The sequence below is a fragment of the Hoeflea sp. EC-HK425 genome, assembly GCF_902498795.1.
Taxonomy (GTDB): domain Bacteria; phylum Pseudomonadota; class Alphaproteobacteria; order Rhizobiales; family Rhizobiaceae; genus Hoeflea; species Hoeflea alexandrii.
The window spans coordinates 1,637,484-1,662,221 of the sequence record NZ_LR701572.1; the positions used below are offsets into that span (position 1 = coordinate 1,637,484).

General features: G+C 60.1%; 24 protein-coding genes, 1 tRNA gene and 1 pseudogene. 21 read left to right on the forward strand and 5 right to left on the reverse strand.

All coding sequences use genetic code 11. The features are described 5' to 3' along the window. The first annotated feature begins 100 nt into the window (after positions 1-100). The 6 genes and pseudogenes from SPHINGO391_RS10535 to ligD all read left to right on the forward strand — a co-directional run bounded on the left by SPHINGO391_RS10535 (position 101) and on the right by ligD (position 5,429). Positions 101-631 carry a 2Fe-2S iron-sulfur cluster-binding protein gene (locus SPHINGO391_RS10535; protein ID WP_244615396.1) on the forward strand — a complete coding sequence of 177 codons (531 nt, stop codon included), beginning with the start codon at positions 101-103 and terminating at the stop codon, positions 629-631. After that, positions 628-1,605: a xanthine dehydrogenase family protein subunit M gene (locus SPHINGO391_RS10540; protein WP_152008788.1), complete on the forward strand. Its 978-nt coding sequence runs from the start codon at positions 628-630 to the stop codon at positions 1,603-1,605. The genes SPHINGO391_RS10535 and SPHINGO391_RS10540 overlap by 4 nt, the downstream gene beginning before the upstream one ends. A gap of 1 nt (position 1,606) precedes the next feature. Next, positions 1,607-3,814, forward strand: a complete 2,208-nt coding sequence (locus SPHINGO391_RS10545) for a xanthine dehydrogenase family protein molybdopterin-binding subunit (protein WP_152008789.1) — start codon at positions 1,607-1,609, stop codon at positions 3,812-3,814. A gap of 84 nt (positions 3,815-3,898) precedes the next feature. Beyond that, complete coding sequence (locus SPHINGO391_RS10550; protein ID WP_152008790.1) at positions 3,899-4,129, forward strand: hypothetical protein; 231 nt, start codon at positions 3,899-3,901, stop codon at positions 4,127-4,129. A gap of 39 nt (positions 4,130-4,168) precedes the next feature. Next, positions 4,169-4,273: pseudogene (locus SPHINGO391_RS25240) on the forward strand (Ku protein); the annotation flags it as partial. A 43-nt stretch (positions 4,274-4,316) separates the two neighbouring features. Beyond that, positions 4,317-5,429, forward strand: a complete 1,113-nt coding sequence (gene ligD, locus SPHINGO391_RS10555; RefSeq protein ID WP_152008791.1) for a DNA ligase D — start codon at positions 4,317-4,319, stop codon at positions 5,427-5,429. 40 nt (positions 5,430-5,469) lie between these two features. Here ligD and SPHINGO391_RS10560 read toward each other — a convergent pair whose 3' ends face one another. Next, positions 5,470-5,871 (reverse strand): hypothetical protein, encoded by a 402-nt coding sequence (locus SPHINGO391_RS10560; RefSeq protein ID WP_152008792.1) that lies wholly within the window; start codon positions 5,869-5,871, stop codon positions 5,470-5,472. 217 nt (positions 5,872-6,088) lie between these two features. On the opposite strand from SPHINGO391_RS10560, the gene SPHINGO391_RS10565 reads away from it, so the two are divergent. The 4 genes from SPHINGO391_RS10565 (at position 6,089) to SPHINGO391_RS10580 (ending at position 10,230) form a co-directional block, all read left to right on the forward strand. Further along, positions 6,089-6,304 carry a hypothetical protein gene (locus SPHINGO391_RS10565; protein WP_152008793.1) on the forward strand — a complete coding sequence of 72 codons (216 nt, stop codon included), beginning with the start codon at positions 6,089-6,091 and terminating at the stop codon, positions 6,302-6,304. Positions 6,305-6,530: 226 nt separating this feature from the next. After that, positions 6,531-7,352 (forward strand): phosphatase PAP2 family protein, encoded by an 822-nt coding sequence (locus tag SPHINGO391_RS10570; RefSeq protein WP_152008794.1) that lies wholly within the window; start codon positions 6,531-6,533, stop codon positions 7,350-7,352. 164 nt (positions 7,353-7,516) lie between these two features. Further along, a complete protein-coding gene (locus SPHINGO391_RS10575) occupies positions 7,517-9,202 on the forward strand; it encodes a glycosyltransferase family 39 protein (protein ID WP_152008795.1) in 1,686 nt (561 codons plus the stop codon). A 29-nt stretch (positions 9,203-9,231) separates the two neighbouring features. Then, a complete protein-coding gene (locus SPHINGO391_RS10580) occupies positions 9,232-10,230 on the forward strand; it encodes a glycosyltransferase family 2 protein (RefSeq protein ID WP_152008796.1) in 999 nt (332 codons plus the stop codon). 159 nt (positions 10,231-10,389) lie between these two features. On the opposite strand, the gene SPHINGO391_RS10585 is transcribed toward SPHINGO391_RS10580, so the two are convergent. Both SPHINGO391_RS10585 and SPHINGO391_RS10590 read right to left on the reverse strand, forming a co-directional pair. Beyond that, a tRNA-Ser gene (locus SPHINGO391_RS10585) sits at positions 10,390-10,479 on the reverse strand. Positions 10,480-10,776: 297 nt separating this feature from the next. After that, positions 10,777-11,010 carry a hypothetical protein gene (locus tag SPHINGO391_RS10590; protein ID WP_152008797.1) on the reverse strand — a complete coding sequence of 78 codons (234 nt, stop codon included), beginning with the start codon at positions 11,008-11,010 and terminating at the stop codon, positions 10,777-10,779. Between the two features lie 114 nt (positions 11,011-11,124). Between SPHINGO391_RS10590 and SPHINGO391_RS10595 the strand changes: the two genes are divergently transcribed. The 9 genes from SPHINGO391_RS10595 to SPHINGO391_RS10635 all read left to right on the forward strand — a co-directional run bounded on the left by SPHINGO391_RS10595 (position 11,125) and on the right by SPHINGO391_RS10635 (position 19,654). Beyond that, positions 11,125-11,520 (forward strand): hypothetical protein, encoded by a 396-nt coding sequence (locus SPHINGO391_RS10595; protein WP_152008798.1) that lies wholly within the window; start codon positions 11,125-11,127, stop codon positions 11,518-11,520. A gap of 204 nt (positions 11,521-11,724) precedes the next feature. Then, entirely contained in the window at positions 11,725-12,729 is a 1,005-nt protein-coding gene (locus SPHINGO391_RS10600; protein WP_152008799.1) for a septal ring lytic transglycosylase RlpA family protein, read from the forward strand. 152 nt (positions 12,730-12,881) lie between these two features. Continuing rightward, entirely contained in the window at positions 12,882-14,039 is a 1,158-nt protein-coding gene (locus tag SPHINGO391_RS10605) for a D-alanyl-D-alanine carboxypeptidase family protein (RefSeq protein WP_152008800.1), read from the forward strand. Positions 14,040-14,163: 124 nt separating this feature from the next. Then, positions 14,164-14,844 (forward strand): dTMP kinase, encoded by a 681-nt coding sequence (gene tmk / locus SPHINGO391_RS10610; protein WP_152008801.1) that lies wholly within the window; start codon positions 14,164-14,166, stop codon positions 14,842-14,844. Next, positions 14,841-15,860 carry a DNA polymerase III subunit delta' gene (locus tag SPHINGO391_RS10615; protein ID WP_152008802.1) on the forward strand — a complete coding sequence of 340 codons (1,020 nt, stop codon included), beginning with the start codon at positions 14,841-14,843 and terminating at the stop codon, positions 15,858-15,860. Before tmk ends, SPHINGO391_RS10615 begins: the two co-directional genes overlap by 4 nt. Positions 15,861-15,985: 125 nt before the next feature. Next, on the forward strand, positions 15,986-17,530 hold the full coding sequence (metG, locus tag SPHINGO391_RS10620; RefSeq protein WP_152008803.1) for a methionine--tRNA ligase: 1,545 nt from the start codon (positions 15,986-15,988) through the stop codon (positions 17,528-17,530). A gap of 5 nt (positions 17,531-17,535) precedes the next feature. Beyond that, positions 17,536-18,318 carry a TatD family hydrolase gene (locus SPHINGO391_RS10625; protein ID WP_152008804.1) on the forward strand — a complete coding sequence of 261 codons (783 nt, stop codon included), beginning with the start codon at positions 17,536-17,538 and terminating at the stop codon, positions 18,316-18,318. Further along, positions 18,291-19,133: an MBL fold metallo-hydrolase gene (locus tag SPHINGO391_RS10630; RefSeq protein ID WP_244615164.1), complete on the forward strand. Its 843-nt coding sequence runs from the start codon at positions 18,291-18,293 to the stop codon at positions 19,131-19,133. The genes SPHINGO391_RS10625 and SPHINGO391_RS10630 overlap by 28 nt, the downstream gene beginning before the upstream one ends. 2 nt (positions 19,134-19,135) lie before the next feature. Then, on the forward strand, positions 19,136-19,654 hold the full coding sequence (locus SPHINGO391_RS10635) for a YbaK/EbsC family protein (RefSeq protein WP_152008805.1): 519 nt from the start codon (positions 19,136-19,138) through the stop codon (positions 19,652-19,654). Between the two features lie 6 nt (positions 19,655-19,660). Here SPHINGO391_RS10635 and SPHINGO391_RS10640 read toward each other — a convergent pair whose 3' ends face one another. Together SPHINGO391_RS10640 and SPHINGO391_RS10645 are read right to left on the reverse strand one after the other, a co-directional pair. Next, positions 19,661-20,767: a CaiB/BaiF CoA-transferase family protein gene (locus SPHINGO391_RS10640; RefSeq protein WP_152008806.1), complete on the reverse strand. Its 1,107-nt coding sequence runs from the start codon at positions 20,765-20,767 to the stop codon at positions 19,661-19,663. A gap of 268 nt (positions 20,768-21,035) precedes the next feature. Beyond that, positions 21,036-21,971, reverse strand: a complete 936-nt coding sequence (locus SPHINGO391_RS10645) for a hypothetical protein (RefSeq protein WP_152008807.1) — start codon at positions 21,969-21,971, stop codon at positions 21,036-21,038. A gap of 242 nt (positions 21,972-22,213) precedes the next feature. Here SPHINGO391_RS10645 and SPHINGO391_RS10650 point away from each other — a divergent pair, with 242 nt between their 5' ends. Together SPHINGO391_RS10650 and SPHINGO391_RS10655 are read left to right on the forward strand one after the other, a co-directional pair. Further along, positions 22,214-23,698 (forward strand): carboxypeptidase M32, encoded by a 1,485-nt coding sequence (locus SPHINGO391_RS10650; protein WP_152008808.1) that lies wholly within the window; start codon positions 22,214-22,216, stop codon positions 23,696-23,698. A gap of 398 nt (positions 23,699-24,096) precedes the next feature. Then, entirely contained in the window at positions 24,097-24,732 is a 636-nt protein-coding gene (locus tag SPHINGO391_RS10655) for a DUF1062 domain-containing protein (RefSeq protein ID WP_152008809.1), read from the forward strand. The last annotated feature ends 6 nt before the right edge of the window (positions 24,733-24,738 follow it).

The following is a 24,738-nucleotide window of genomic DNA, read 5'->3' on the forward strand; positions in this document are numbered from 1 at the left end:
GTTCCGCGATCGACCGATGGTCCAAAAATTTCTGTTCATGGCGGAACGATTGCAACGGCTGGGAGGTTTACCGAAAGGTTGCCGGCGTCTGTCCGGTTCAATGTTTGCAGAGGAGGAGGCACATGCCTTGTATCCACTTATGCTGACCGTCAACGGCACGGTTCACGACGTCGAGATCGATCCGCGCCGCTCGCTGCTCGATCTGGTGCGGGAAACGCTGGGCCTGAAGGGTCCCAAAAAGGGATGTGATCATGGCCAGTGCGGCGCCTGCACGATGATCGTCAACGGCCGGCGTATCAACTCCTGCCTTTCGCTGGCAGTGACCCATGAGGGCGACACCGTAGTCACGGTGGAAGGGCTTTCAGAAGGCGGCGAACTGCATCCGCTGCAGCAGGCATTCATCGACAAGGATGCCTTCCAGTGCGGTTTCTGCACACCCGGGCAGTTGTGTTCGGCTGCGGCGCTGGTGGACGAAATCCGCGAAGGCTTGCCGAGCGTGGTAACAGGCGAGGTTGGTGTGGCGATGACCAATGAGGAGATCCGCGAACGGATGAGCGGCAACCTGTGCCGATGCGGTGCCTACAACAACATCGTGGAGGCCATCAGAACCGTGTCGGGAGACGAGCGATGAAACCCTTTGATTATCAGCGCCTTGAAACACCAGAGCATCTCGGCCACGTCGATGCCGGGCGGTTCCTGGGTGGCGGAACCAATCTGATAGATCTGATGAAACACCAGATCGAGACTCCTGATGTTCTCGTCGATGTCACCCGCGCAGGAATGGACCGAATCGAGGAGCGCGGAGACGCTGTGCTTATCGGTTCACAGGTCAGCAACACCGATCTGGCGTCCCATCCGCTGATCCGCAGAGACTATCCGGTGCTTTCGTCTGCGCTTCTGTCAGGCGCGACCCAGCAGTTGCGCAACAAGGCCACGACCGGCGGCAACCTGCTGCAGCGGACCCGCTGCCAGTATTTCTATGACACGGCGCGGGCCTGCAACAAGCGGGAACCCGGCAGCGGCTGCGATGCGCTCGACGGGCTCAACCGCTTTCATGCCATCCTCGGAGCAAGCGAAAACTGTATTGCAGTTCATCCCTCGGATATGGCGGTCGCGATGGCTGCCCTGGGTGCAGTAGTCGTCACACGCAAGCGCGACGGCACCGAAGGCCGGATTCCGGTTACGGAGCTGCACAGGCTGCCCGGCGACCGGCCCGATCTCGATCATGTGCTTGATGAGGGAGAGCTGATTGTTGCGGTGGAACTGCCAGCCTCGCCGCCGCGGCTTCAGTCCTACCGGAAAGTTCGTGACAGGTCGTCCTATGCCTTTGCGGTGGTATCAGCCGCGATTGCGCTCGATCTTGAGGACGGGCACATGCGCAACCTTCGCATTGCGCTGGGCGGCGTGGCGCACAAGCCGTGGCGCGCGACCAAGGCCGAAGCAATGCTGGAAGGCAAGATGCCCGAAGCCGCGCTGTTCATGGAGGCCTTGGAACAGGAGATGGCCGACGCCGAAGGCCATGGGCACAATGATTTCAAAAAGATTCTGGCACCGCGCGTTGTTGTTGCGATGCTGCGGGAGCTGACCGGACTGGGAGGCAATTGAGATGGAACAATCGACCAGCAAGATCATCGGCGAGCCGATGAACCGCGTGGACGGTCCGGCGAAGGTGACGGGCAGGGCCGAGTATGCCGGGGACCATCAGGTGGAAGGCGGTATTGCAGAAGGCTTCATCTTCGAAGCGCCAGCCGCTCCGGGCAGGATTGTGGCACTGGACGTGGCTGACGCGGAAGCCGCCGATGGCGTGGTTTCGGTTTTGACTTACAAGACCGTGCCGCAGCAGAAGCCCTATGGCAGCCCGGAGGACGAGGGACGCTTCACCCAGTCTCACGCGGTGCTTGAGAACGACCGCGTCCGCCACTTCGGCGAACCGGTGGCGCTGGTGGTCGCGGAGACGCTTGAACAGGCATGGTATGCCGCCAGTCTGGTCCGAGTCGAAATCGAAACTGAAGAGGGTGTTTTCAATGCACTCGACCACAAGGATCAGGCGGAAAAGCCGGACAGTGTCGATGGCCTTGATGAAGTGGACACCCAGGATGGAGATTTCGAGACGCAGTTCTCCCAGTCCACACACAAACTGGAGGTGAGCTATCTGACCGGCGCCCAACATGCCTCGGCAATGGAGCCGCATGTCACGGTGGCGCAATGGGATGGCGAGACACTGATTGTCTACATGGCGATCCAGATCGTCGCGTCCGCTGTCTCGGCCTTTGCCAACACACTTGGTATCGACGAAGCCAATGTCCGCATCATATCCCCCTTCACCGGGGGCGGCTTTGGCTCGAAGCTCGGGGTACACAACGAGGCAATTCTTGCCGCTCTCGCCGCAAAGCAGTGCGGCACAGCCGTGCGCGTTGCGCAAACCCGCCGAAACCTGTTTGCCAACGGTCCGCACCGATCACGGCATCTTCAGGAGCTGAAGCTCGGCGCAGACGCCAGCGGCAAGCTCAGGGCTGTCCGCCATTCCTCGCTTGCCTCCATGGCCCGCAACTATCCGTTTGCCGAAGCACCGGCATCGCCAACGCGGGCCAGCTACGCCGCCGATGCAATTCATACCTTCCACCGGGTGGTCAAGGCAGACATTCCCAAGGTGGATAGCATGCGTGCGCCTGGAGAAGCCATTGGCACGCTGACATACGAAACCGCGATCGACGAACTGGCAGAAATGTGCGGGGTCGATCCGGTCGAGTTCCGGATCCTCAACGAACCGACACAGGATCCCACAAGCGGGCATGCGTTTGCCGATAGACGGCTTCTGGACTGTATCAGAACCGGGGCCGCCAAGTTCGGCTGGTCCGGCCGGGTCAAACCCGGCAGCCGAATGGAGGGCCGCAAGCTCGTCGGGCGGGGAATGGCCGTCGCCATTCGCCCCAATACGCTCAGCCCTGCACAGGCGGAAGTCAAACTGGCTGCCGATGGCAGACTTGTTGCGCGACTGGACATGACCGATATCGGAACCGGTACCTACACGATCCTCACCCAGATCGCGGCGGAAACACTGTCAATGCCGGCGAGCCAGGTGCTTGTGCAACTCGGCGACAGCCGTTTTCCCGAAACGGCGGGGTCGGGGGGATCGTTTGGAGCGTCCAGTTCGGGCTCGGCGCTGCTCGAAGCCTGCGCCAAACTCAAATCGGCGCTGAGTGAACGGCTCACCGAAAGCGGCGTCTCCGCCAACGCATTTGCCATAAAGGACGGCAAGGTCCTGACAAATGGAAAACGTATCGAACTTGCGGACCTCATCGGTGCTGAAGGTCTGAGCGCGGACGGCGCCGTGGACCCAGACAACCATGCGAAGGGCCAGGCAGACTATTCCTACGGAGTACAGTTTGCAGAAGTTGAAGTCGATGCCGACACCGGAGAAATCCGGGTCAGGCGACTTCTGGGCGTTTTCGATGCGGGACGCATCCTCAACCGCAAGACCGCTCGGTCGCAGCTGATGGGAGGCATGATTTTCGGCATCGGCGGGGCGTTGCTGGAAGAAAGCCTGATGGACGACCGCTTCGGAAGCTTCATGAACCGCGATTTCGCCGAGTACCACATTGCGGTCAACCGGGACGTTCCCGATCTGGAAGTGCACATCCTCGACGGTTACTCCGAACACTCAAACCCGCTGGGAAGCAAGGGGATCGGGGAACTTGGCATCTGCGGCGCGGGGCCCGCGATTGCCAATGCGGTCCATGAAGCGACAGGCGTGCGGGTCCGCAAGTTCCCGGTCCACATGGAAGATCTACTCGACCGCCTGCCAGCAGTTTAGGCCGGCCAGCACCTGTGCATGGCAAAGCAGATCGGAACAACAGCGCAACTTGAGCGTTGGTCAGCAGGAACAAAGGAGAGCGAAATGCGTACACGCACATTCATCGCAGGCATGATCGCCTTGCCACTCAACGCCGTGCTTTTCGGAGCAGGCGCGATCACCGTTCTTTCGATACCCGCACTTTCGCAGAACGCTGTCTACCTGTTGCCTGCCGTCATCATCGCCGGCTTCATTCTGACCGCGCCGCTCGCCTGGATGCTGGCGCCTCGGTTGCGGGCTCGCAAGCTCTATGCAGATCAGGGCACGAACGGCTGATCATTGAGCCGTTCAAACAGGTGAAGACTGGAGTGAACCATGGCTGCACGACCGATCTGGAAGGGGCAGTTACGTTTGTCGCTGGTCTCGATACCGGTGGAAATGTATTCCGCGACGAGTTCGGGCGGGCGCATCAGCTTCAGGCGTTGGCTTCAATGATGCCCACCCTGGAACGCTGTCGGCCCTGATGAACGACAAAAGCCGCCAGACAAGCCCGTTCGAAGATGTACCTGATGATGTTGCGGACTCCGCGCGGTGGCTCCGGCCGGACATGGTCGTCGAGGTGGAGTATGCCGAACTCACCGACCAGGGCATTCTCCGGCATGCCGTGTTCAAGGGTGTACGCGAGGACAAGGAGGGCAGAATGGTCAAACTGGAGAAGCAACCCGAAAATCCGGACAATACAACAACCGTTCTCGGTGTAATGATCAGCAACGCGGATCGCGTTGTCTTTCCCGATGCCGGCTGTACCAAGGGCGATATCGTCGGCTACTACGAAAAGGCATCGGACCGCATGCTCGGGCTGGCCGGGAGCAGGCCGGTTTCCCTGCTTCGTTGTCCGGACGGGCGGGACGGAGACTGTTTTTTTCAGAAGCATGCAGGCAAGGGATTTCCCGATGGCATCGATACGATGGATCTCAAGGAAAGTTCCGGCAAGACCGAGCCGTACATGGTGATCAACCGCCGGGCAGGTTTTGTGGCAGCCGCACAGATGGGCACCATCGAGTTTCACACCTGGGGATCGCGGAAAGACATGCTGGAGAAGCCCGACCGGCTTGTGTTCGATCTTGATCCCGACGAGGGACTGAGCTTCTCGGATGTCAAGGAGGCAGCCGAGGCCATCCGCGCGCTGCTTGACCGGGTCGTTCTCGACTGCGTTCCGATGGTCACCGGGGGGAAGGGGGTTCACGTGATCGTTCCGCTACGCAGAACAGCAGGATGGGAAACCGTATCGGTTTTCTCCCGGACCGTGGCCAGTTACCTCGCATCAAAAGAGCCGGAGCGTTACGTCGCCACGATGTCGAAGGCGAAACGGAAGAACCGGATTTTCATCGACTGGCTGCGCAACGACCGCGGTTCGACGGCGATCGCTCCCTATTCGGTTCGTGCCCGCAAAGGTGCCCCCGTTGCCATTCCAGTGTCATGGAAGGAACTGGCTGGGCTGGAAGCGGCCAACGTTTTCGATATGGGAGAGGCACTCAAGCGTTTCGACAAACCCTGTCCGCTGGACAGCATCCCGGCAAGGCAATCGATATCGCTGGATGTGGTTGATAAGCTGGAGCACTTTATGGGAAGCTAGTCCAGAGCCGGTAATAACATGATCAGTCTGAGCCCGGGCCTCAGACCGGACTACCGGCATGGCCGCCTGCGCCGTCGTGTGTGGGGGCAGGAAAGTGCACCAGTGCGAGCAGGAGTTCGGATAGCCTGTCATAGTCGACCGGCATGGGAAGACAGTCTTCGATACCTGCCCGGCGGGCCACGTCGGATGAATGGTCGTCGCCCAAAGCCACGACCGGAACCTGCAGGCGGCGCAGTTCCAATGCAAAACGAAGAGAGGATTCTTTCAGCCGGTGGAAATCAAACACCGCCGCGTCAACCGCACCGGGGTGAAGGCAGTTGTGCGACTGTTCGCCTGGTTTCATCGGCTCGACCGAAAAGCCACGGCCTTCGAGTTCGGACAGCATGTCCACCATCAACATAGGTTCTTCTGCGACAACTAGAATTTTCGGATCTTTTTGCATGCGTACTCCCTCTTTTCCGGCAGCAGATGCCGGCGCGGCAGGCCAGCGGCCGGATAAACGCCGTTTTCTATCCCAATAGATACGTGTTCCTGCGAAGGTATAAAGGCCACGGTTGCATCGGGAGTACACAGTGCACCTATGGCCAATTTGCCACCGATTGCGTAAGATGCACCAGTTACTAACACGATGCGAAACCCGGCTTTACGGAATTCCTGCGATGTACCGTGAAAGAAATGAACGCCTTCAGATCATGCTGTCGCCAGAGGAACTCTCGGCGATTGACGATTGGCGTTTCAAGTTGCGCATGCCCAGCCGGGCTTCCGCTGTGCGCGAGCTGTTGCGCCGCGGACTTCAGTCCGAAGGTGTGGAGATCGCCGAGATCAGCGATAAATCAAGCGATTTCGGGGTACTTGAAAAACGCAGCGACGAGTAAAAGGCCGGTACGTCACTATGCGCGCCACCGAGCTGCAGTAGCAACTGGTTGATTGCTGTCCACTGTCTTTGCATCATTCGGCATATCGGATAATGTCCCGCGCGGTGAAGTCTGGCAAGCGTGTCCGGATGATTGGCCGAAATGGATTCCCCCGCATCGCCGCACACACTCCGATCCGGAAAGGCGAGGTTGCGCGGCTTTGAAAGAGTGTCTTGATGTGAGCAGCGTGAAATTTACACAGGTGAAAGGGTTCACAAAAAGGATCTACACCCGCGCAGTCAACAATGTACGCTCGAATTTCGGTCTCGCCTTTCGCCGGCGCGCCCGCCGCAAACCCGGACCTGTCATCTCGCCACTTCTGCTTTGGGAAGTGGTCCTGTTGTGCGTTTTGGGCGGACTGATCTCGATGGTCTGGCTCGACGCTGCGGTTGCTGCCAACAGGGGCAACTACCCCGAGATTGTCGTCTGGATCTCAAACCTCCTGACCCGCCTGGGCAAGTCGGACTGGATCCTGATCCCAACGGGTGTGGCGCTGATTGCCTTCGCCCTGATCAACACCGAACTGCTGTCACGGCGCGGCAGGGTTCGGATGTTCCGCTGGATCGTCACACTCAGCTACATCTTCATCGGCGTTGGTCTGCCCTCACTGCTGGCCACCCTGATCAAGCGGGTCATCGGCCGCCCGCGGCCACGGCTGTTCGAAGAGCACGGGTTGTTCGATTTTCATCCTTTCGCCATCGATGCCAGCTTTGCCAGTTTCCCATCCGGGCATTCCACGACCATCGGGGCGATGGCCATGGTGATGTCGCTGCTGGCGCCGCGTTTCCGCCACGTGTTTCTTGTGGTCGGGGTTCTGGTTGGTTTCAGCCGGGTCGGCGTGGGCGCCCATCACCCCAGCGATGTGATCGTCGGCCTGCTGTTTGGCGCCACCATGGCCTATGTGGTGGCAAAGCTGTTTGCAGCCCACGGGCTTCTGTTTCTCGACACACGAGCTAGTGTGCAGATCGGGGTTCGGCCCGCTTTTCGGTTGCGCCGGCATTTCGAATAGGGCAAACCCGTCTCGGACGCGTTCAGGGATCCGGAAACCGGCAGCGTCCAGCGATCCTTCCACAGGGGACCTGCACAACGCTTCTGCCCCTCTGGAAAGAGCCTAGACAGGCCCGATTGAGTGTTGCATCCGTCTGACGACGTTTTTTGGGAAGTGAGTGGCGAATGAGCACAGCTGACACCAGCCGCAACGGGGGAGCCGGTTCGGCGCTCCTGGTCTCCGTGGCCATTCTTGTCGCTCTTGCCGCGCTTATGCCGACAACAATGTTCTGGGACCGGGACGAGGCATTTTATGCGCGCACGGCAGTCGAGATGCTCGAAACCGGCAACTATCTGGTTCCCCACTTCAACGGAGACGTCTTCGCCCACAAGCCACCGCTGATCTACTGGCTGATGGCAGGATCCATGGCGGTGTTCGGTGAAAACGAATTTGCTGCCCGTTTCATCTCAGCCCCGGCCACGGCCGCAACCGCCTTTCTGCTGTTTCTTATCGGCCGGCGGATGTTCGGCACAGCTGCCGGTTTCTGGGCCATGCTGCTCTACCCTTCATCGTTGCTGGTAGCCTATCTCGGCGCGACCGCAATGTTGGACGCGACCCTGATCGCCTTCATCTGCCTGGCCATGTGGGCCTATATCGAGGTCGTCTATGATGGCACACGGCCAAAGGCCATGGCCCTTGTGTTCGGCATTGCCATCGCGTTTTCAATGCTGACAAAGGGACCGGTGGGACCAGCCGTGGTGATCCCGGCGGTCGCCATTTCCTGGCTGCTGCTCAATACCACCCGAAGGCCAGCCTTCGGGACCATGGTGCTGTTTGCCCTCTCTTCGATCGGCGGCCTGGGGCTGTTTCTGCTCTGGGCGGTGCCGGCAAACATGATGAGTGGCGGCGAGCTCTACGAAGCAGGCGTCGGCATCCATATTGTCGGCCGCTTCCTGCAACCGATGGAAGGTCATGGCGGCTCCGGACTGCTGGGCTATATCGCCACGCTTCCGGTCTATATCCCGGTCATCCTGATCGGCATCTCGCCCTGGATCATGCATCTTCCTGCTGCCGGGCGTGCTGCCTTTTCAGGCGCGCTCGGCAGCCGCGTTGATCGGATTGTGCTGCTGAGCTGGTTTGCTCCGGCCTTCGTTATCTTCTCGCTCGCGGCCACCAAGCTTCCGCATTATGTCGCGCCGGTGTTTCCGGTACTTGCCCTCGCAGTGGTTGCCTTTCTGGTCCAGCCCGGTCCAATGGGAAAGCAGGTTTGGCTTCGCATCGGGGCCTTGGCCTATCTCGTCTTCACCCTGACGCTGGCTGTGGCCGTCATCGGCCTTGGCGTGGTTGGGCTCGGAGGGCTGGGATGGGGTGCAACGGCACTTATCGGGGTTCTGATCGCCGGCTTCGCCGTGGTCATCTTCCGGCTGCAGTGGAAGGGAGAGATCAAGGCGGCCACGCGGCTCACTCTCGCCAGCGTGTTTCCGGTGTTGGCCGTTTTGCAATGGGTGGTCGTGCCGCAGGCGGAAACAGCGCTCAAGGTATCAAAACCACTGGCGGAGATCGTCAACGCCACGCGCGCAGGTCACAGCCCTGTCTATACCGTTACTTACCGTGAGCCGAGCCTGATTTTCTATGTCAGGCTTCCCCACGATGAAATCATCGACCTGCTGCCAGCGGATGAAGAAAGCCGGCGCAAGATCCTTTCGAGCCCGGGCGAAAAAATCGTCATTGCTCTTGCAAACCAGGTTGAGGCCATTCAAAACCTGGTCGGCGAGGGCCGTCTGGAGACGGTCGGTCGCGTTTCGGGCTACAACACCAACTCCGGCGGTCAATTCCAGACGGTTGTGGTGCTCAAGGTCAAGGCCCAATAGGACCATTAATCAGACAGGCGAAGGTTGACATGAAGCGTGTGACGCTTGCGGTTCCCGTTTACAATGAAGAAGAGGCGATCGGGCCGTTTCGCGCCGCGATCGAAGAGCTGCGCGACGAATTGGCCAGGCGTTTTGAAGGCGGCGTCCGGCTCGATGTACTCTTTGTCAATGATGGAAGCTCGGATTCGACCGTCGAGCGGATCTTGAGCTGGCGTCAAGACACCACTGATGTGGCCCTTATCGACCTGACCCGGAATTTCGGCAAGGAAGCCGCCCTGACGGCCGCGCTCATCGAGGCGGAAGGTGACGCGGTGGTGCCGATCGATGTTGATCTGCAGGATCCGCCGGCGCTGATTGCCGACATGGTCGAACTCTGGCTCAACGGTGCCGAACTGGTGCTTGCCCGACGCACCGACCGAAGCGAGGACAGTCTTGCCAAACGCTCGACGGCGCGATGGTTCTACCGGCTTCACAACAGCCTTGCCAAAATCCAGCTTCCTGAAAATGTTGGTGATTTCCGGCTGATGGATCGCAGCGTCGTCGATGCGGTGAATGCGCTTCCCGAAAATCGGCGGTTCATGAAGGGCATTTTCGCCTGGGTCGGTTTCACTCCGGTCTTTGTCGATTACAAGCGTCCGGTACGCTCGGCGGGGAAATCGAGCTTTTCCTTCTGGAAACTCTGGCTGCTGGCGATCGAGAGCATCACCAGCTTCAGTGCGGTACCATTGATCATGTGGACATATATCGGCCTGATGATCTCGATGCTGTCGCTTGCCTATGCCTGCTTCATCGTCGCAAGAACATTCGTGTTCGGCGTCGATGTTCCGGGTTACGCGTCGCTGCTGACGGGCATCCTGTTTCTCGGCGGCATCCAGATCCTTGGCATCGGCGTTCTTGGAGAATATGTCTCGAGTATCTATTCCGAGGTCAAACGCCGCCCCACCTACCTTGTTCGCACCAGGCACGGCCTTTCGCCTGAAGGCAGTGAAACTGCAAAGACCACGAACAGCAAACAGCGCACGCGCTGACCGGCCGATCACGGTTTGAAGTCGCGGCGCATGGACCTGACATGGTCGGCCTTGCGTCATCCGGCTTGGCTTCGCTGTATGTGGCGGAGGAGAGAGGACAAAGACCGAAGCCGTAGCCATCGCGTTTTGGGTTGGCGTGCGGCAAGACGCAGAAGGAAATGGCGGAGGGGGTGGGATTCGAACCCACGGTACGGTCTCCCGCACGCCGGTTTTCAAGACCGGTGCCTTAAACCGCTCGGCCACCCCTCCAGGATATTGACTTGATTTGCAGTCTGGAAGTGGCAAACGCCCGGTTTGCAGCGCTTGCTTCCAACTTGCCACCCAATATCTTTCGCTCGCGCTTCTACAGCCTTCAGCGAGCAGCAGTCAACGCCAATCCACCATACCGCCAGTTTTTGCCACCACCGTTCCCGAACCGGTGGCTGCGGTCTTTCTGCCTGCAGGATTCGGACGCTCGAGATGCCGTTATCGCCCGAGCGGGCCGGAGGACATCATCCAGCGCCCCAATCGCAGACAAAACCCAAGTTTTCTTGCCGGATCAGCTGCTCAGAGAGGTGGGCGCCGCGTCAGCAGGCGCCAGGTTCCGGCGATCAACAGCGCCATTCCTAGAAGGAAGGTCGGGGCGAGGAACCGCAGTGTTTCCCAGTCATCCCAGTTCAGCACAAACCCGCGGCAACCGGTCGGGTTCATTCCGCAGGCATAGGCATTGAAGAGGTAGAACAGCGCAAAGGTTGCCAGTAAAACCAGTGCACCTGAAACCAGCAGGAGGGTAGTCTTCATGGGGGCACAGTTCCTTTCTGCACTGCGGGACGGCAACATTTTTTTCTCTTGAATGAAACCAATTGCGTATTTGAAGCGTACCACCTTCGACCGACATCCACACGGAGATCAAACATGCGCGGTAAGACCACACTTCTCGGCATTCTTTCGGCAGTCGCTGTATCGCTTGTTCCCGTTACGGCCCAGGCGGAACAGCTCGAGGGCAGCGAACTCAAGCAATTCGTTTCGGGCAAACGGGTTTATCTGGCAACACCCTTCGGGGGTGAATTCCCGCTGAACTACAAGCGCTCGGGCATTGTCACGGGCGACGGCACGGCGCTCGGACTGGGCAAGTTCTTTGCTCCCAAAGAGAGCGGCAAATGGTGGGTGAGGGGTGAAAACCTGTGTCAGCAGTGGCCGACCTGGTATGACGGCAAGCCAAGCTGCTTCCGAATCAAGAAGACCGGAGAACGGTCACTCGACTGGGTTCGTGATGACGGCCGCAGCGGCAGGGCGCGGGTCGAGGGTTGAGCTTTACCCAAAATTCACCATATCCGCCGCTTTGACGGCCATCTCCGGGCAGGCAATCGCAATTTTGCCATCTTGCCCGGCGATCTAAACCTTCGATTAGCTTATCAAACGCATTGATCGAAGGGGACGGCTTTGCAGGGGACGAACTGCCTGGCCATATTGGCGGCCGCCAGAGTATCGGGTAGCGGTGTGGGACACACGGTGATGTATCAAAACGGAGCACGGCTGCGCCACGCGGCCTGTGCAGCACTGGTGGCGCTCGTATCTATCGGGCTTTCCGGCTGCAGCTCCACATCCAAATCCGGCAGTGGCTCCGCTGGTTCTCACATCAACACCAAGACCAAGTTCTCATCCGCCGAATATGGCGTCGGCGCAAGTCCCCGGGTCACGACCGAAGTGCGCCCGAAAAAGGGGGGAGGACGCGCATTTGTGGGAAAACCCTACCGGGTACGCGGCAAGTGGTACACACCGAAGGAAGACCCGAACTACGACAAGGCCGGGCTTGCATCCTGGTACGGGCCCAACTTTCACGGCCGGCTGACCGCCAATGGCGAGATCTATGACCAGTTCCATCTTTCCGCGGCGCATCCGACATTCCCGCTGCCCAGCTATGCGCGGGTTACCAACAAAAAGAACGGAAACTCGGTCATTGTAAGGGTCAATGACCGGGGCCCGTTCGCGCATGGGCGGATCATCGACCTGTCCAACAAGGCTGCGCAACTTCTCGACATGAAGCACGAGGGCGTCGCGGCAGTCCGGGTCCAGTATGTCGGCCGAGCGCCGGTCGAGGGCGACGACACCCGCTACCTGATGGCGAGCTATCAGCCCGGCGGCTCCGACGCGCCTGCGGGCGGCGTTATTGCCAGCGGCGTGATGCTCGCGATGAATGCTGTGGACCAGGCACTGCCCGGTGTTGGTTCTGCAGCTTCCAGTGTCGCCCCCCCGGCAGCATTGGGCACGGCTTCCGTGGCTTCCTACCAATCGGTGCCGGCAAGCACCCTGGCAGGCTCACCGCTCGACATTCCGGCCGGTTTTATCCTGCCCGAGATCGGGCCGGTGCTTCCCGACCGGCCATCCTTCGGGCTCCCGATCGCCGCGAATGGCCTGACAGGTATGCATGACGTAGGAATGGCCTTCTGGGGCGGGCGTGTGACCGTGGCGCGGCGTCCCTTCGAGACCCTGCTTTCAAAAGACCTCCACCGGCCCTGACCGAAGCCGCATCGCCGTGCGAGCCGGTTCGTTACATCGTTCCGCGAAGAGTCCGCGACGGCAAAACCGAGATTTATCAAAGCATTGATCCGTTCCCGCGAGATTGCTAAAGTTATCCAGGTAATCGGTATTCTCCTGTGATGGATGGTTTTATGACCCGGTCAGTGCTTGCCCGCCTGTTTTTCGTTCTGGCGCTTCTGACAAGCGGCATGGCAACGCCTGCGCTGGCGCAATTGTTTGAGACGCGTGCCCAACAGGCCTACCTGATCGATGCCGATACCGGCACGGTGCTGTTTGCCAAGAATGAAGACGAACTGGTGCCGCCGGCATCGCTGGCCAAGCTGATGACGATGGAGGTGGTGTTCAACGCCATCCGCAGCGGTCGGCTGACACTCGATGACACATTTCAGGTTTCCGAAAACGCCTGGCGGACCGGCGGCGCCATGTCGCGGACGTCAACCATGTTCGCCGAACTCAAGTCCTCGATCCGGCTCGAAGACCTTATCCAGGGCGTCATTGTCCAGTCGGCCAATGACGGCTGCATCATCATTGCCGAAGGCATGGCAGGCTCCGAGGAGAACTTCGCCCGGCTGATGACGGAACGGGCGCGTGAAATCGGTCTGACCAAATCGGTCTTTGGCAATTCGAACGGTTTGCCCGACCCGGTCTCGAAGGTGACCATGAAGGATCTGGTCACGCTGGCGCGGCACATCCAGTCGACCTATCCCGAATTCTACCGGTATTACTCCCAGCCGGAGTTCACCTGGAACAACATTCGCCAGCGCAACCGTAACCCACTTCTGGGCCTCGACATTGGCGTGGACGGCCTGAAGACCGGATTTACCGAGGAGTCCGGCTACGGCATCGTCTCCTCGATCAAGCGTGACGGGCGGCGGCTGTATCTGGCGATGAGCGGGCTGGCGACCGAGCGGGAACGGGCGGAGGAATCTCGCAAGATGCTCGAATGGGGCATCCGTGCCTTCGAACGCAAGACCTTGTTCGCCAAGGACGAAACCATCGGCGAGGTCAGCGTCTACGGGGGGGCGGACAGTGCGATTGTCAAGGCCCCGGGGGCGGTCGACATCCTGCTTCCAATCACCAACCCGGACCGGCTGACAGCGCGAATCACCTACCGCTGGCCGCTGCGCGCACCGATCCAAGAAGGTGCCCAGGTAGGGGTTCTCAAGGTCTATATCGGGGATACGCTCTCGCAGGAGACACCGCTTTTTGCCGCCCAGGCCGTGGACAAGGGGCCGCTGCACACCCAGGCGCTCGATGCACTGATCGAACTTGCGCAATTCTGGCTGTAACGTATTCGCCAAGCGTTCATTTCTGCTCTGAATTGCTTTAGACAGGGGTGAACCGGTGCCGACCGGTGAGCTCAGCAAAGTGTTCCGTGTGCATTGTCTGCCTGCGGCGACAGGGAAAGTAAGCGTGACGAACAGCACAGGGCGATTCATTACATTTGAAGGCGGGGAGGGCGTCGGCAAGTCGACGCAGATCCACCGGCTGGCCAACGTGCTCAGACGACGCGGGCACGATGTGCTGGTGACGCGTGAGCCGGGCGGGTCGCGTGGCGCCGAAGCGGTGCGGCACGTGCTTTTGTCGGGGGCCGCGGAAGAATTCGGCGTGCGCATGGAAGCCATGCTGTTTGCCGCAGCCCGCAGCGACCATATCGAGGAAGTGATCCGTCCCGCGGTTGCCGAAGGGACGATCGTGTTGTGTGACCGATTCATGGATTCAAGCCGGGTCTACCAGGGCGTCACCGGTAATCTCGAACCCAGATTCATCCAGAACCTCGAACGCGTAGCCATCAACGGCATGGTTCCCGACCTCACGCTCGTGCTCGACCTGCCCGCAGCTTCGGGCCTGCGGCGGGCCAAGGCGCGGGAAGGCAAGAATGTCGCGCCGGACCGGTTCGAGAAAGAGGAGGTGTCAACACACGAGAAGCGCCGCGAGGCCTTTATCGATCTGACCCGGACCGAGCCGGACCGCTGCAGGCTGATTGACGCCAACCAGTCGGAGGACGCCGTGGCGCTCGCCATTCTTGCGGCCGTTGAACCCGTTCTCGATGACAATCGGACCGGGGAACCGGCCAAGGACCGAAAGGCATGAATGGAGAGCAGCCGGGTCTTCTGGAGGGTGCAATACCGCCAGAGCGCAACACCGTGCTCTATGGCCATGATTCCGCACAGGAATTCCTTGCCACGGCGTACCGGTCGGGCAGGATGCATCACGCGATCCTGATCGAGGGCGCGGAAGGGATCGGCAAGGCGACGCTTGCCTACCGGTTTGCCCATCATGTGCTGACCCATCCCGACCCGCTGGTTGCTCCCGATCAAATCGCCGATCCGGATCTTGATGATCCGGTCGGCCGGCAGATTTCAAGCGGTGCCTCGCACCATGTGCTGCACCTGGCACGTCCGGTGGACGAGAAGACCGGCAAGGCCAAATCGGTCATCACCGTTGATGAAGTGCGGCGGGCCGGCAAGTTCTTCGGCCAGACATCGGGGACCGGCAACTGGCGGGTGGCGATCATCGATCCGGCCGACGATCTCAACCGCAACGCCGCCAACGCCATCCTGAAGATCCTCGAAGAACCGCCGAAAAGGTCTCTGTTTCTGGTTCTGTCGCACACGCCGGGGCGGCTGCTTCCAACCATCCGCTCGCGCTGCCTGTCGCTGAAGCTGCAGGCGCTGTCGCCGCCGGATCTCGACAGGGCGCTGGCGCATCTGGGGGCCGCCCCCGGCGAGACCGATGCAATCATCAGGCTCAGTGAGGGCAGCGTCGCGCGGGCCCTGCTGCTGAGAAACTATGGCGGTGTCGATATCGCCGAGGCATTTGTCGATATCCTGGAACGCGGCAACCTCAACGACCGGGAACCGATCTACAAGCTGGCCGAGACGCTTTCGGCACGGGACCGGGATGTTGCCTACGACTTCTTCACCGGCTTTGCCGTCGATCGGGTGCAGCAGATGGCGCGGGAGGCCGGCGCCGCAGGTGACCTCGCCGAGGCCGACCGGCTGGCGCGCATGTCAGCGACGCTCGCAGAACATTTTGCCACCGCAGCCGCCTACAATCTTGATCGCAAGCAGACCGTGCTGCATGTGTTTTCCATATTTTTCGGATGAGGCGCTTCGGCAGAGGCATTTGAACAGTCACAGGGCATGGCATCCCGCGGCTTTATCGCTTATGAAACCGGCGCGTGGGGTCCCGAGTGTCGATCCGGACCCGGATACAGAATTCGAAGGCTATCATGAGCACCGAGCGTTTCTACATCACCACCCCGATCTTCTATCCCAATGGGGTTCCGCATATCGGCCATGCCTACACCGCAATCGCCACCGATGTTCTGGCGCGGTTCCAGCGGCTTGACGGAAAGGACGTGTTCTTCCTGTCAGGCACCGACGAGCATGGCCAGAAGATGCAGCAGACTGCGGAAAAGGAAGGCATCAAGCCGATCGAACTGGCGGACAAGAACTCAGCCGTCTTCCGCGACATGCTGGTCAAGCTGAATTGCTCGAATGATGATTTCATCCGCACCACCGAAGAGCGCCACAAGCGCTCGGTGCAGGAGTTGTGGAAGCGGATGGAAGCCAATGGCGACATCTATCTGGACAATTACGGCGGCTGGTACTCGGTCCGCCAGGAAGCCTATTTCGACGAGGCTGAAACCGCCGTTGGCGAAGATGGCGTCAGGCGGGAACCGCTCGGTTCGCCGGTCGAATGGGTGGAAGAGGAAAGCTACTATTTCAGGCTGTCTGCCTATGGCGACAAATTGCTTGCGCTCTACGAAAACAATCCGGAATTCGTGGCGCCGACAGAGCGGCGCAATGAAGTGGCGAGTTTCGTCAAATCCGGTCTGAGAGACCTGTCGATCTCTCGCACGACCTTCGACTGGGGTGTGCCGGTGCCGGGCAATGACAAGCACGTCATGTATGTCTGGGTCGACGCGCTGACCAACTACATTACCGCCGCGGGCTTTCCCGACGAGGCGGCTGACAAATGGAACTATTGGCCCGCAATCCACATGATCGGCAAGGACATTGTCCGGTTCCACGCGGTCTACTGGCCGGCGTTTCTGATGTCGGCAGGGCTCACTCTCCCGGCAAAGGTGTTCGCCCACGGCTTCCTGCTGGTCAAGGGCGAGAAAATGTCGAAATCGATCGGCAATGTTGTCGATCCCTTCGCCCTGATCGAGGCCTACGGGCTCGACCAGGTGCGCTATTTCTTCATGCGCGAAGTGCCGTTCGGACAGGACGGCAGCTACAGCCCTGAATCGATTGCCACAAGGATCAATTCCGATCTCGCCAACGGCATCGGCAACCTCGCCAGCCGGTCGCTGTCGATGATCAACAAGAACTGCGACGGCAAGATGCCGGTGTGCGGGCCCTTGACCGACGACGACAAGGCGCTTCTCGACACCATCGACAAGGTGATCGACAGCGCGCGCGCGGAGATGGCCAGTTTCCAGATCCACAAGGCGCTGGCCGCGATCATCGACGTTGTCGCCGACAGCGATCGCTATTTCGCCGGCCAGGAGCCCTGGGCGCTGAAGAAGACCGATCCGGCGCGGATGGAAACCGTGCTTTACGTCACGGCGGAAACCGTGCGCCAGATCTCGATCCTGTTGCAGCCATTCATGCCAGAATCGGCGGGCAAGTTGCTGGATCTGCTCAGTATCCCGGCTGACAAGCGCGATTTCAGGGCGCTCGGCGAAGCCGGCCGCCTGGAAGCCGGAACGCCGATCGACAAACCGACGCCGGTCTTCCCGCGCTATGTCGCGCCCCAGGAGGCCTGAGGCGGATGTTGGTTGACACCCATTGCCATCTCGATTTCGCCGATTTCGATGCGGAACGCGATGAACTTGTTGCCCGTGCACATGCCTCGGGCGTCGGGCAGATGGTGACAATCTCCACACGGGTGCGGAAGCTGGAGAAGCTGCTGGCGCTGACCGAGCGCTATCCCAGTGTCTTCTGTTCGGTGGGCACCCATCCCAACAATGCCGATGAAGAACTTGACGTGACGGCGGACGAGCTGGTGCAGCTCGCCGAAGCCAACGCCAAGGTCGTGGCGATCGGCGAAGCCGGGCTCGACTATTTCTACGACACGCAGAAACCCGAGGACCAGAAGACCGGTCTCAGGCGTCACATCGAGGCGGCGCGGCGCACACAGCTGCCGCTTGTCATTCACAGCCGCAGCGCCGACGACGACATGGCGGCGATCCTGACCGAGGAAACGGGGAAGGGGGCCTTCCCTTTCATTCTGCACTGCTTCTCGTCGGGCCAGGGGCTGGCCGACACCGGCGTGGCGCTGGGCGGTTATGTTTCCTTTTCAGGCATCCTGACCTTCCCGAAGTCGACCGAGCTTCGCGAGATCGCCTCAACCGTGCCGATGGACCGGCTGCTGGTGGAAACCGACGCGCCGTATCTGGCGCCCAAGCGCTGGCGCGGCAAGCGCAACGAGCCATCCTACGTGGTCAACACGGCGGAAGTGCTGGCCGAGGTCAAGGGCGTCTCCTACGACGAGATTGCCGCGATCACGACCGAAAACGCGTTCCGTTGCTTCTCGAAGATGCCGCGGCTGTGACGGCGCCGGTCCGCCGCCAGTTCACGGTTCTTGGCTGCGCCTCCTCACCGGGCGTTCCGCGGGTCAATGGCGACTGGGGCGCCTGTAATCCGCACAACCCGAAAAACCGGCGCACCCGCGCGGCCTTCCTGATACGGCAGTTCGGCGCCGATGGCGGCGAGACGACCATCGTAGTCGATACCGGGCCGGATTTCCGTGAACAGATGATCGCCAACAAGGTGCATAGCATCGATGCGGTGCTCTACACCCATTCTCATGCAGACCATGTGCACGGAATTGACGACCTGCGCGGCTTTGCGCTCACACATCGCAGGCGCATCCCGATCCATGCCGATCCCGAAACCATGGCCCGCATTCGCGCCGGCTTCGGTTATTGCCTCGAAACGCCGGCGGGCAGCGAGTACCCGCCGATCACTCAGCCGGTGCTGATCAACTCGCTCAACGAGCCGATCAGCATTGCGGGCGAGGGCGGAACGATCGAAGTCCAGCCGCTCGATCAGGTGCATGGCTCGATCCGGTCGCTCGGATTCCGCATCGGCAACCTCGCCTATTGCTGCGATGTCAGCGATTTTCCGCGCGCCACGGTGGAGAAGCTCCAGGATCTCGATGTGTTGATCATCGACTCGCTGCAGTACAAGCCGCACCCGAGCCATCTTTCCATCGACCAGGCGCTATGGTGGATCGAGAAGCTGGGCCCCAAGCGCGCCATCCTGACCCACATGCATGTGCCGCTTGACTATGAAACCGTGCTCAACGAGACGCCGGATCACGTCGAGCCCGGATATGACGGAATGACCATAGACATCGAGTTGTAAGCATGAGCGAAACTGCAATTGAAATGACGCCGGACCTGATTGCCGAGGGCTCGAGCATGGCGCGTGTGGCGCGGGCCGCGAAAGACGCAGGCCTTGAGATCCGGATCCTGAAAATGACGCAGTCGACGCGCACGGCCGAGGAAGCCGCAGTCGCTGCCGGATGCGATGTCAGCCAGATCGTCAAGTCGCTGGTTTTCGAGAACACGAGCTCCGGAGAGCTCAATTTGATGCTGGTTTCGGGCGTTCACAATGCCGATATGGATTATATATCAGAACATTACAATCTTTCCTTCACGCGCTGCGAGGTGCGCCGGGTGCGTGACGAGACCGGCTTCGCCATCGGCGGCGTGGCACCGATCGGGCATCTGAACCCGATTGCGGTCTATATGGACAGGACACTGCTCGATCATGACCTGGTCTGGGCGGCGGCCGGAAGGCCCGACAGTGTCTTCAGCGTCGACCCCGAGGCGCTGGCATCGGCCATCAGGGCTCAACCGATTGATGTGCGGGCGTCGTCGTAGATCGCATTAGCGGCGCTGTTCATCGGCGCCATCTGCAAGCCATTCCAGGATGGATTGCGAATGCTCACCGCGTGCCGGGATGGCATGCGGGCCGGATGACGGCTCGGTTGAAAACCGCGGTGCGGCAGCGGCCTGCAACACGCCGTCGATGGTTTGCCAGACGCCGCGCGCCGCCATGTGTGGCTCGGACATTGATTGCAGTGGATCAAGGGCAGGGGCCACGCAGGCGTCCGATCCGGCGAACACCTTCTCCCAGTGCGTCCGCGGATGCCTGGCGAAGATGCCGGCCATCAGCGCCGTCTGCCTGGGCCATTGCGTGGCATCAAATTGCGGCTTGAAATCAGCATGTTCCGCAAGATCGAGACGTGCGAGGAACTCGGCGTAGAACTTGGGTTCCAGGCATTGCACCGAGATATAACCGCCATCGGCGCAGGCATAGCAGCGGCTCCAGTGTGGACCGTCGAGCAGGCTGCGGCCGCGCGTCATCGACAGGCCACCGGTCTGGGCCAGCGCCATCAGGAGGTTCATCATGTGGGCCGACCCGTCGACGATTGCCGCGTCGACCACGGTGCCGCCGCGGCCGGCGCGCGCCGCCATGACACCCGCCAGGACACCGGTCACCAGATACAGCGCGCCGCCGCCAATGTCGCCGACAAGCGTTGGCGGCGTGAACGGCGGTTCACCCTGGTTGCTGGCGTACCAGGCAGCGCCGGACAGCGAGACATAATTGAGATCGTGTCCGGCCGTCTGCGCCCGCGGCCCGGTCTGGCCCCAGCCAGTCATGCGGCCGTAGACAAGGTCCGGATTGACCTGGGACAGATCGTCTGGCCCGAGCCCGAGCCGTTCCATCACGCCGGGCCGGAAACCCTCGATCAGCGCTTCGGATTTCCGTACAAGCGATTTCAAGACCGCTGTATCATCGGCCGACTTCAGATCGAGTTCGATCGAACGCTTGCCACGGTCGATCAGCGAACGTTCCGGCATGCCGGGCGCCGGACGGCCATTCTTGCGATGAACCACGATGACATCGGCGCCGAGATCGGCCAGCAGCATTGCCGCGAATGGTGCCGGACCCAGTCCTTCAATTTCAATGATCCGCAATCCTTCAAGCATGCCGTCCTCACTCCATACATCCCGCAGCCTTGGCGGGCTCCAACCCGGAACGACTAGATCAGATTCTGTCGGAAGACACACTTGCAACATGTATCCTGCAGGCACAGCCGCGAAGAATGGAAATGGATAAGAACACGAGAAAATGCACAGATGTTTTTGATTTTGCTGAGCTAACACAGGCCATCAATGCCAACGGGTCCACACGCGATAGTTCCATAATCCATCTTATGCGATCTTTATTCGTGGGCACGACCGTCCAGATGCAAGCTCAGAAAAACAGCGTCGTGGATGCTGTCTGTTCCGTCGGCACCTGATCAACGAACATCTGCCACGCCTTCTGGTAAGCCGGCAGATAATTCAGTTCGTATCCGTCACCGAGTTGCTCAAGTTCGCTGTAGGCCTGCAGCAGCATGTCCACGAAGCCAAATCCCGAAGACAGGTCTTCGGGACTGGCACCGGTCTGCCTGGCGGCATTCTCGTAGAGATACTGTGCCGCCGCACGCTGCTCCATCCAGTCGGAAGACGTGGTCTTTTCTTCTTGGCTGACCCGGTCCAGCCAGAGTGCACCCGCCTTCCCCACGGCCATGTGATTGGACGGGTCGAGGTCTTCCATATCTGCGTATGTTCCCGCCAGCCGCTTGGGTCCGTGATACATGCCCATGGCCAGCGATTGCTGCTGGGTCATGATGGTTCGCGCGATTTCCTTTTCAACGCTCAGGAAGAACCCCGACTCATCGGTCCGTATGGCGCTCAATGCACGCCGGTCGAGGTCCCCGAAGACGGTGTACCAGTCGACACCTTCGTTGGTTTTCGGCCGGAACGGTTGTTCGCTCTCGTTCAGCCTGGCGAGTTTCGAATCGATGGCCTTGCGGGCCGCATCAACCACCTCGGACTTGGTCTTGCCGGACGAAAACGGCTCTGCGGAGGGATCGGTGATGGCAATGGCAAGGTTGTTCGAGGAATAGCCAGCACGAACCGGCATGTAGATCTCGTAGCCGTTTGGCGGCGCGACGGAGAATGTGGCGGCGGTTGGCGAAACCTTGCCGAAGGGATCATAAGTGCCCGTGGCGTCCGCGCCATCGACCGGTCCGAGTTCCTGATAGGACTGAATGGCATAGGCATGGATCGTCGGTACGGAGTCCTTGACCGATCCCGTACGATTGAGAGTCCGAATATTCGAATGGCTGACGCCTTCGATATTCATGAAAAGCTCCTAACAAATGATTCCAACAATCCATACGCAGCCTTGCTCGAACCTGTCGGCTCTTCGGATTTATACATTTTGTATTTTGCAGTTTGACAACAGGGCCGCGGTTGCACAGTTGGCTTGCTGCTGCCGGATGCACCCCGTCCCCCGGTCAGGATCCGCCAAAGCCAGCTTTGCGCTTGCGACCGCTGTATGCTTGGCCTATCTCCTAGAGTATTCCCACACACCGGAGTCCCGACATGTCCTACGCCAAGCTCGACGCCCATTGCCGTGCCCTGGGTGCACTGGAGCACGCGCTTTCCATCCTCGGCACCGATGAAGCAACCAACATGGCGCCCGGCGGCGGCGAAGAGCGCGCCGAAGCAATGGCAACGCTGTCGGGGATGTATCACCGGCAGGCGACCGACGGCCACGTGCGCGACTGGATAGAGACTGCAAAGACGGAAGTGCTGGAGCCGCAACAGAAAATAGCGCTTGGCGAACTGGAACGCAGCTACATCAACATGACCTGCCTGCCCTCAGACTTTGTCGAGCGCAAGATGCGCACCAGCATGCGGTCGGAGCAATTGTGGCGCTCGGCGCGCCCCAACGGCGACTGGCAGGCCTTCGCGCCCGCGCTTGAAGGTGTGGTGTCGATGATGCGCGAGGAAGCGGCGATGCGCGCCGAGGTGCTCGCGCTCGCCCCCTATGACGCGCTGATGGAGCAGTTCGATCCGGGCAACCGCACGGCGCAGATCACGCCGGTCTTCACTGAGCTGAAAGCGTTTCTCGTCGACTTCCTGCCAGCAGCCCTGGCAGCCCAGGAAGAGCGGCTGGCAAAGCGCCCGCTCAAGGCGCTTTCAGGGGATTATCCGGTCGAGCGTCAGAAAGCGCTTGGCATCGAGATGATGAAGGCGGTCGGATTCGACATGAACCACGGCAGCCTGTCGATTTCCGACCACCCGTTCTGTGGCGGCGTGCCGAGCGATGTGCGGATGACAACCCGCTACCGCACCGATGAATTCCTGTCAGCCCTGATGGGCATCCTGCACGAGACCGGACACGGGCTCTACGAGCAGAACCTGCCAAAGGACTGGGCGCACTGGCCGTCGGGCAAGGCGCGCGGCATGTCGATCCATGAAAGCCAGAGCCTGTTTGTCGAAAAGCAGATTGGCCGCAATCCCGCCTTCTGGAACTTCGCCCTGCCCCTGGTCGACACCCATCTTCAGGAGAACTGGACGATGGAGGACCTTCTGCCGCATGTGCATCTGATCAAGCGCGGCAAGATCCGGGTCGATGCCGACGAAGTCACCTACCCGCTGCATGTGATCCTGCGCTACGAAATCGAACAGGAGTTGCTCGCCGGCACCCTGGAGGTCAAGGAACTTCCCGAAGCCTGGGACGCCAAAATGCAGGCGTCGCTCGGCATTTCCACCCTCGATGATCCGAAGAACGGGCCAATGCAGGATGTGCACTGGCCGTCGGGTTCGTTCGGCTACTTCCCGTCCTACACGCTGGGTGCGCTGATGGCGGCACAGCAATGGGCGGCAATCGCCAGGATCAATCCCGAGGTTGAACGCCAGATTGCCGAAGGTGACTTCAGCCAGGTGAATGAATGGCGGCGCGACAATATCTGGTCAAAGGCCTCGACGGCCTCAACGCCCGATATCCTGCGCCAGGCCACCGGTGAAGACCTCAACCCGGCCCATTTTATCGCCCACCTGAAAGCCCGCTACGGGCAGTAAAGGTTCTGACCGGATACCGAAGCTCTGCCCTCAATCACAGTTGCACAAAAGCCGCAACGTTGCCCATTCAACCTTCGGGTGCGTTAAAGGTCTCCATTCCAGGTAGATGATTTGCTATCGTTGCGGCTGGAGAGCATTGGCGCATCGAGGTAGACTTTGCCTAAGTAATTGCCGGTCTCAGTCCAGTTACACCCGTACTTCCGGACAGCAACAGCTTGCCGGAGGTATGTTTATGTTCATCGGGTCGTGGCAAGAGACCGGTCTGGCATTGTTAAATTGTGCCATGTGCAGCTCCGCTGTCTCTGCTCTTCAGCCACTCAAAACGCCGCCATACCGCGCCCGCGAGGGTATTCTCATGCACCATCTTGGTGGACTTCCGAACGGAAGACCAAGACGATATGTGCACTACACTACAGGTCCGATGGACCATCATTCCCCAAACAGCTCCCCAACCCTGGATCGTGTGCATCGGTTGCGGCGGCATGAAGGCCTTCAAGTCCAGCGGTAAAATCCGGCTCAACGCCAATGGCCGCATGCTTGATGCCTGGCTTATCTACAAGTGTGTGATCTGCGAAAAGACATGGAACCGGCCGATCTTCGAGCGCCAGAACATCCGCGACATAGATCCCGTCGTTCTGGAAGCGCTGCAGTCCAACGATCCGCAATGGATCCGGACCGAAACCTTCAATCTCGAGGCATTGAGGCGCAAGGCGCAACGCATTGACGAGTTCTCCGAGATCGACATCGAAAAGGAGAGCCTGCACGGATCTTGCAATTGGAGGAAACTGGAAATCGAACTGATTGCCCCGCTTCCGGTCAGCATTCGCCTTGATCGGCTGCTGGCCTCTGAACTCGGACTTTCGCGCGCGCACCTTAAAACGCTTTGCGACGAAGGCATGATCTGGATCAATCCGGATCGTGGCGACATTTTGCGGCGGCGCATCAAAACTGGCACGCTTGTGACCATGGACCTCTCCAACGAAGCCGAGCGGGAGCAACGCTGGATGCCTCTGGCGACAGGTCGCCATCGGTGACGCAAA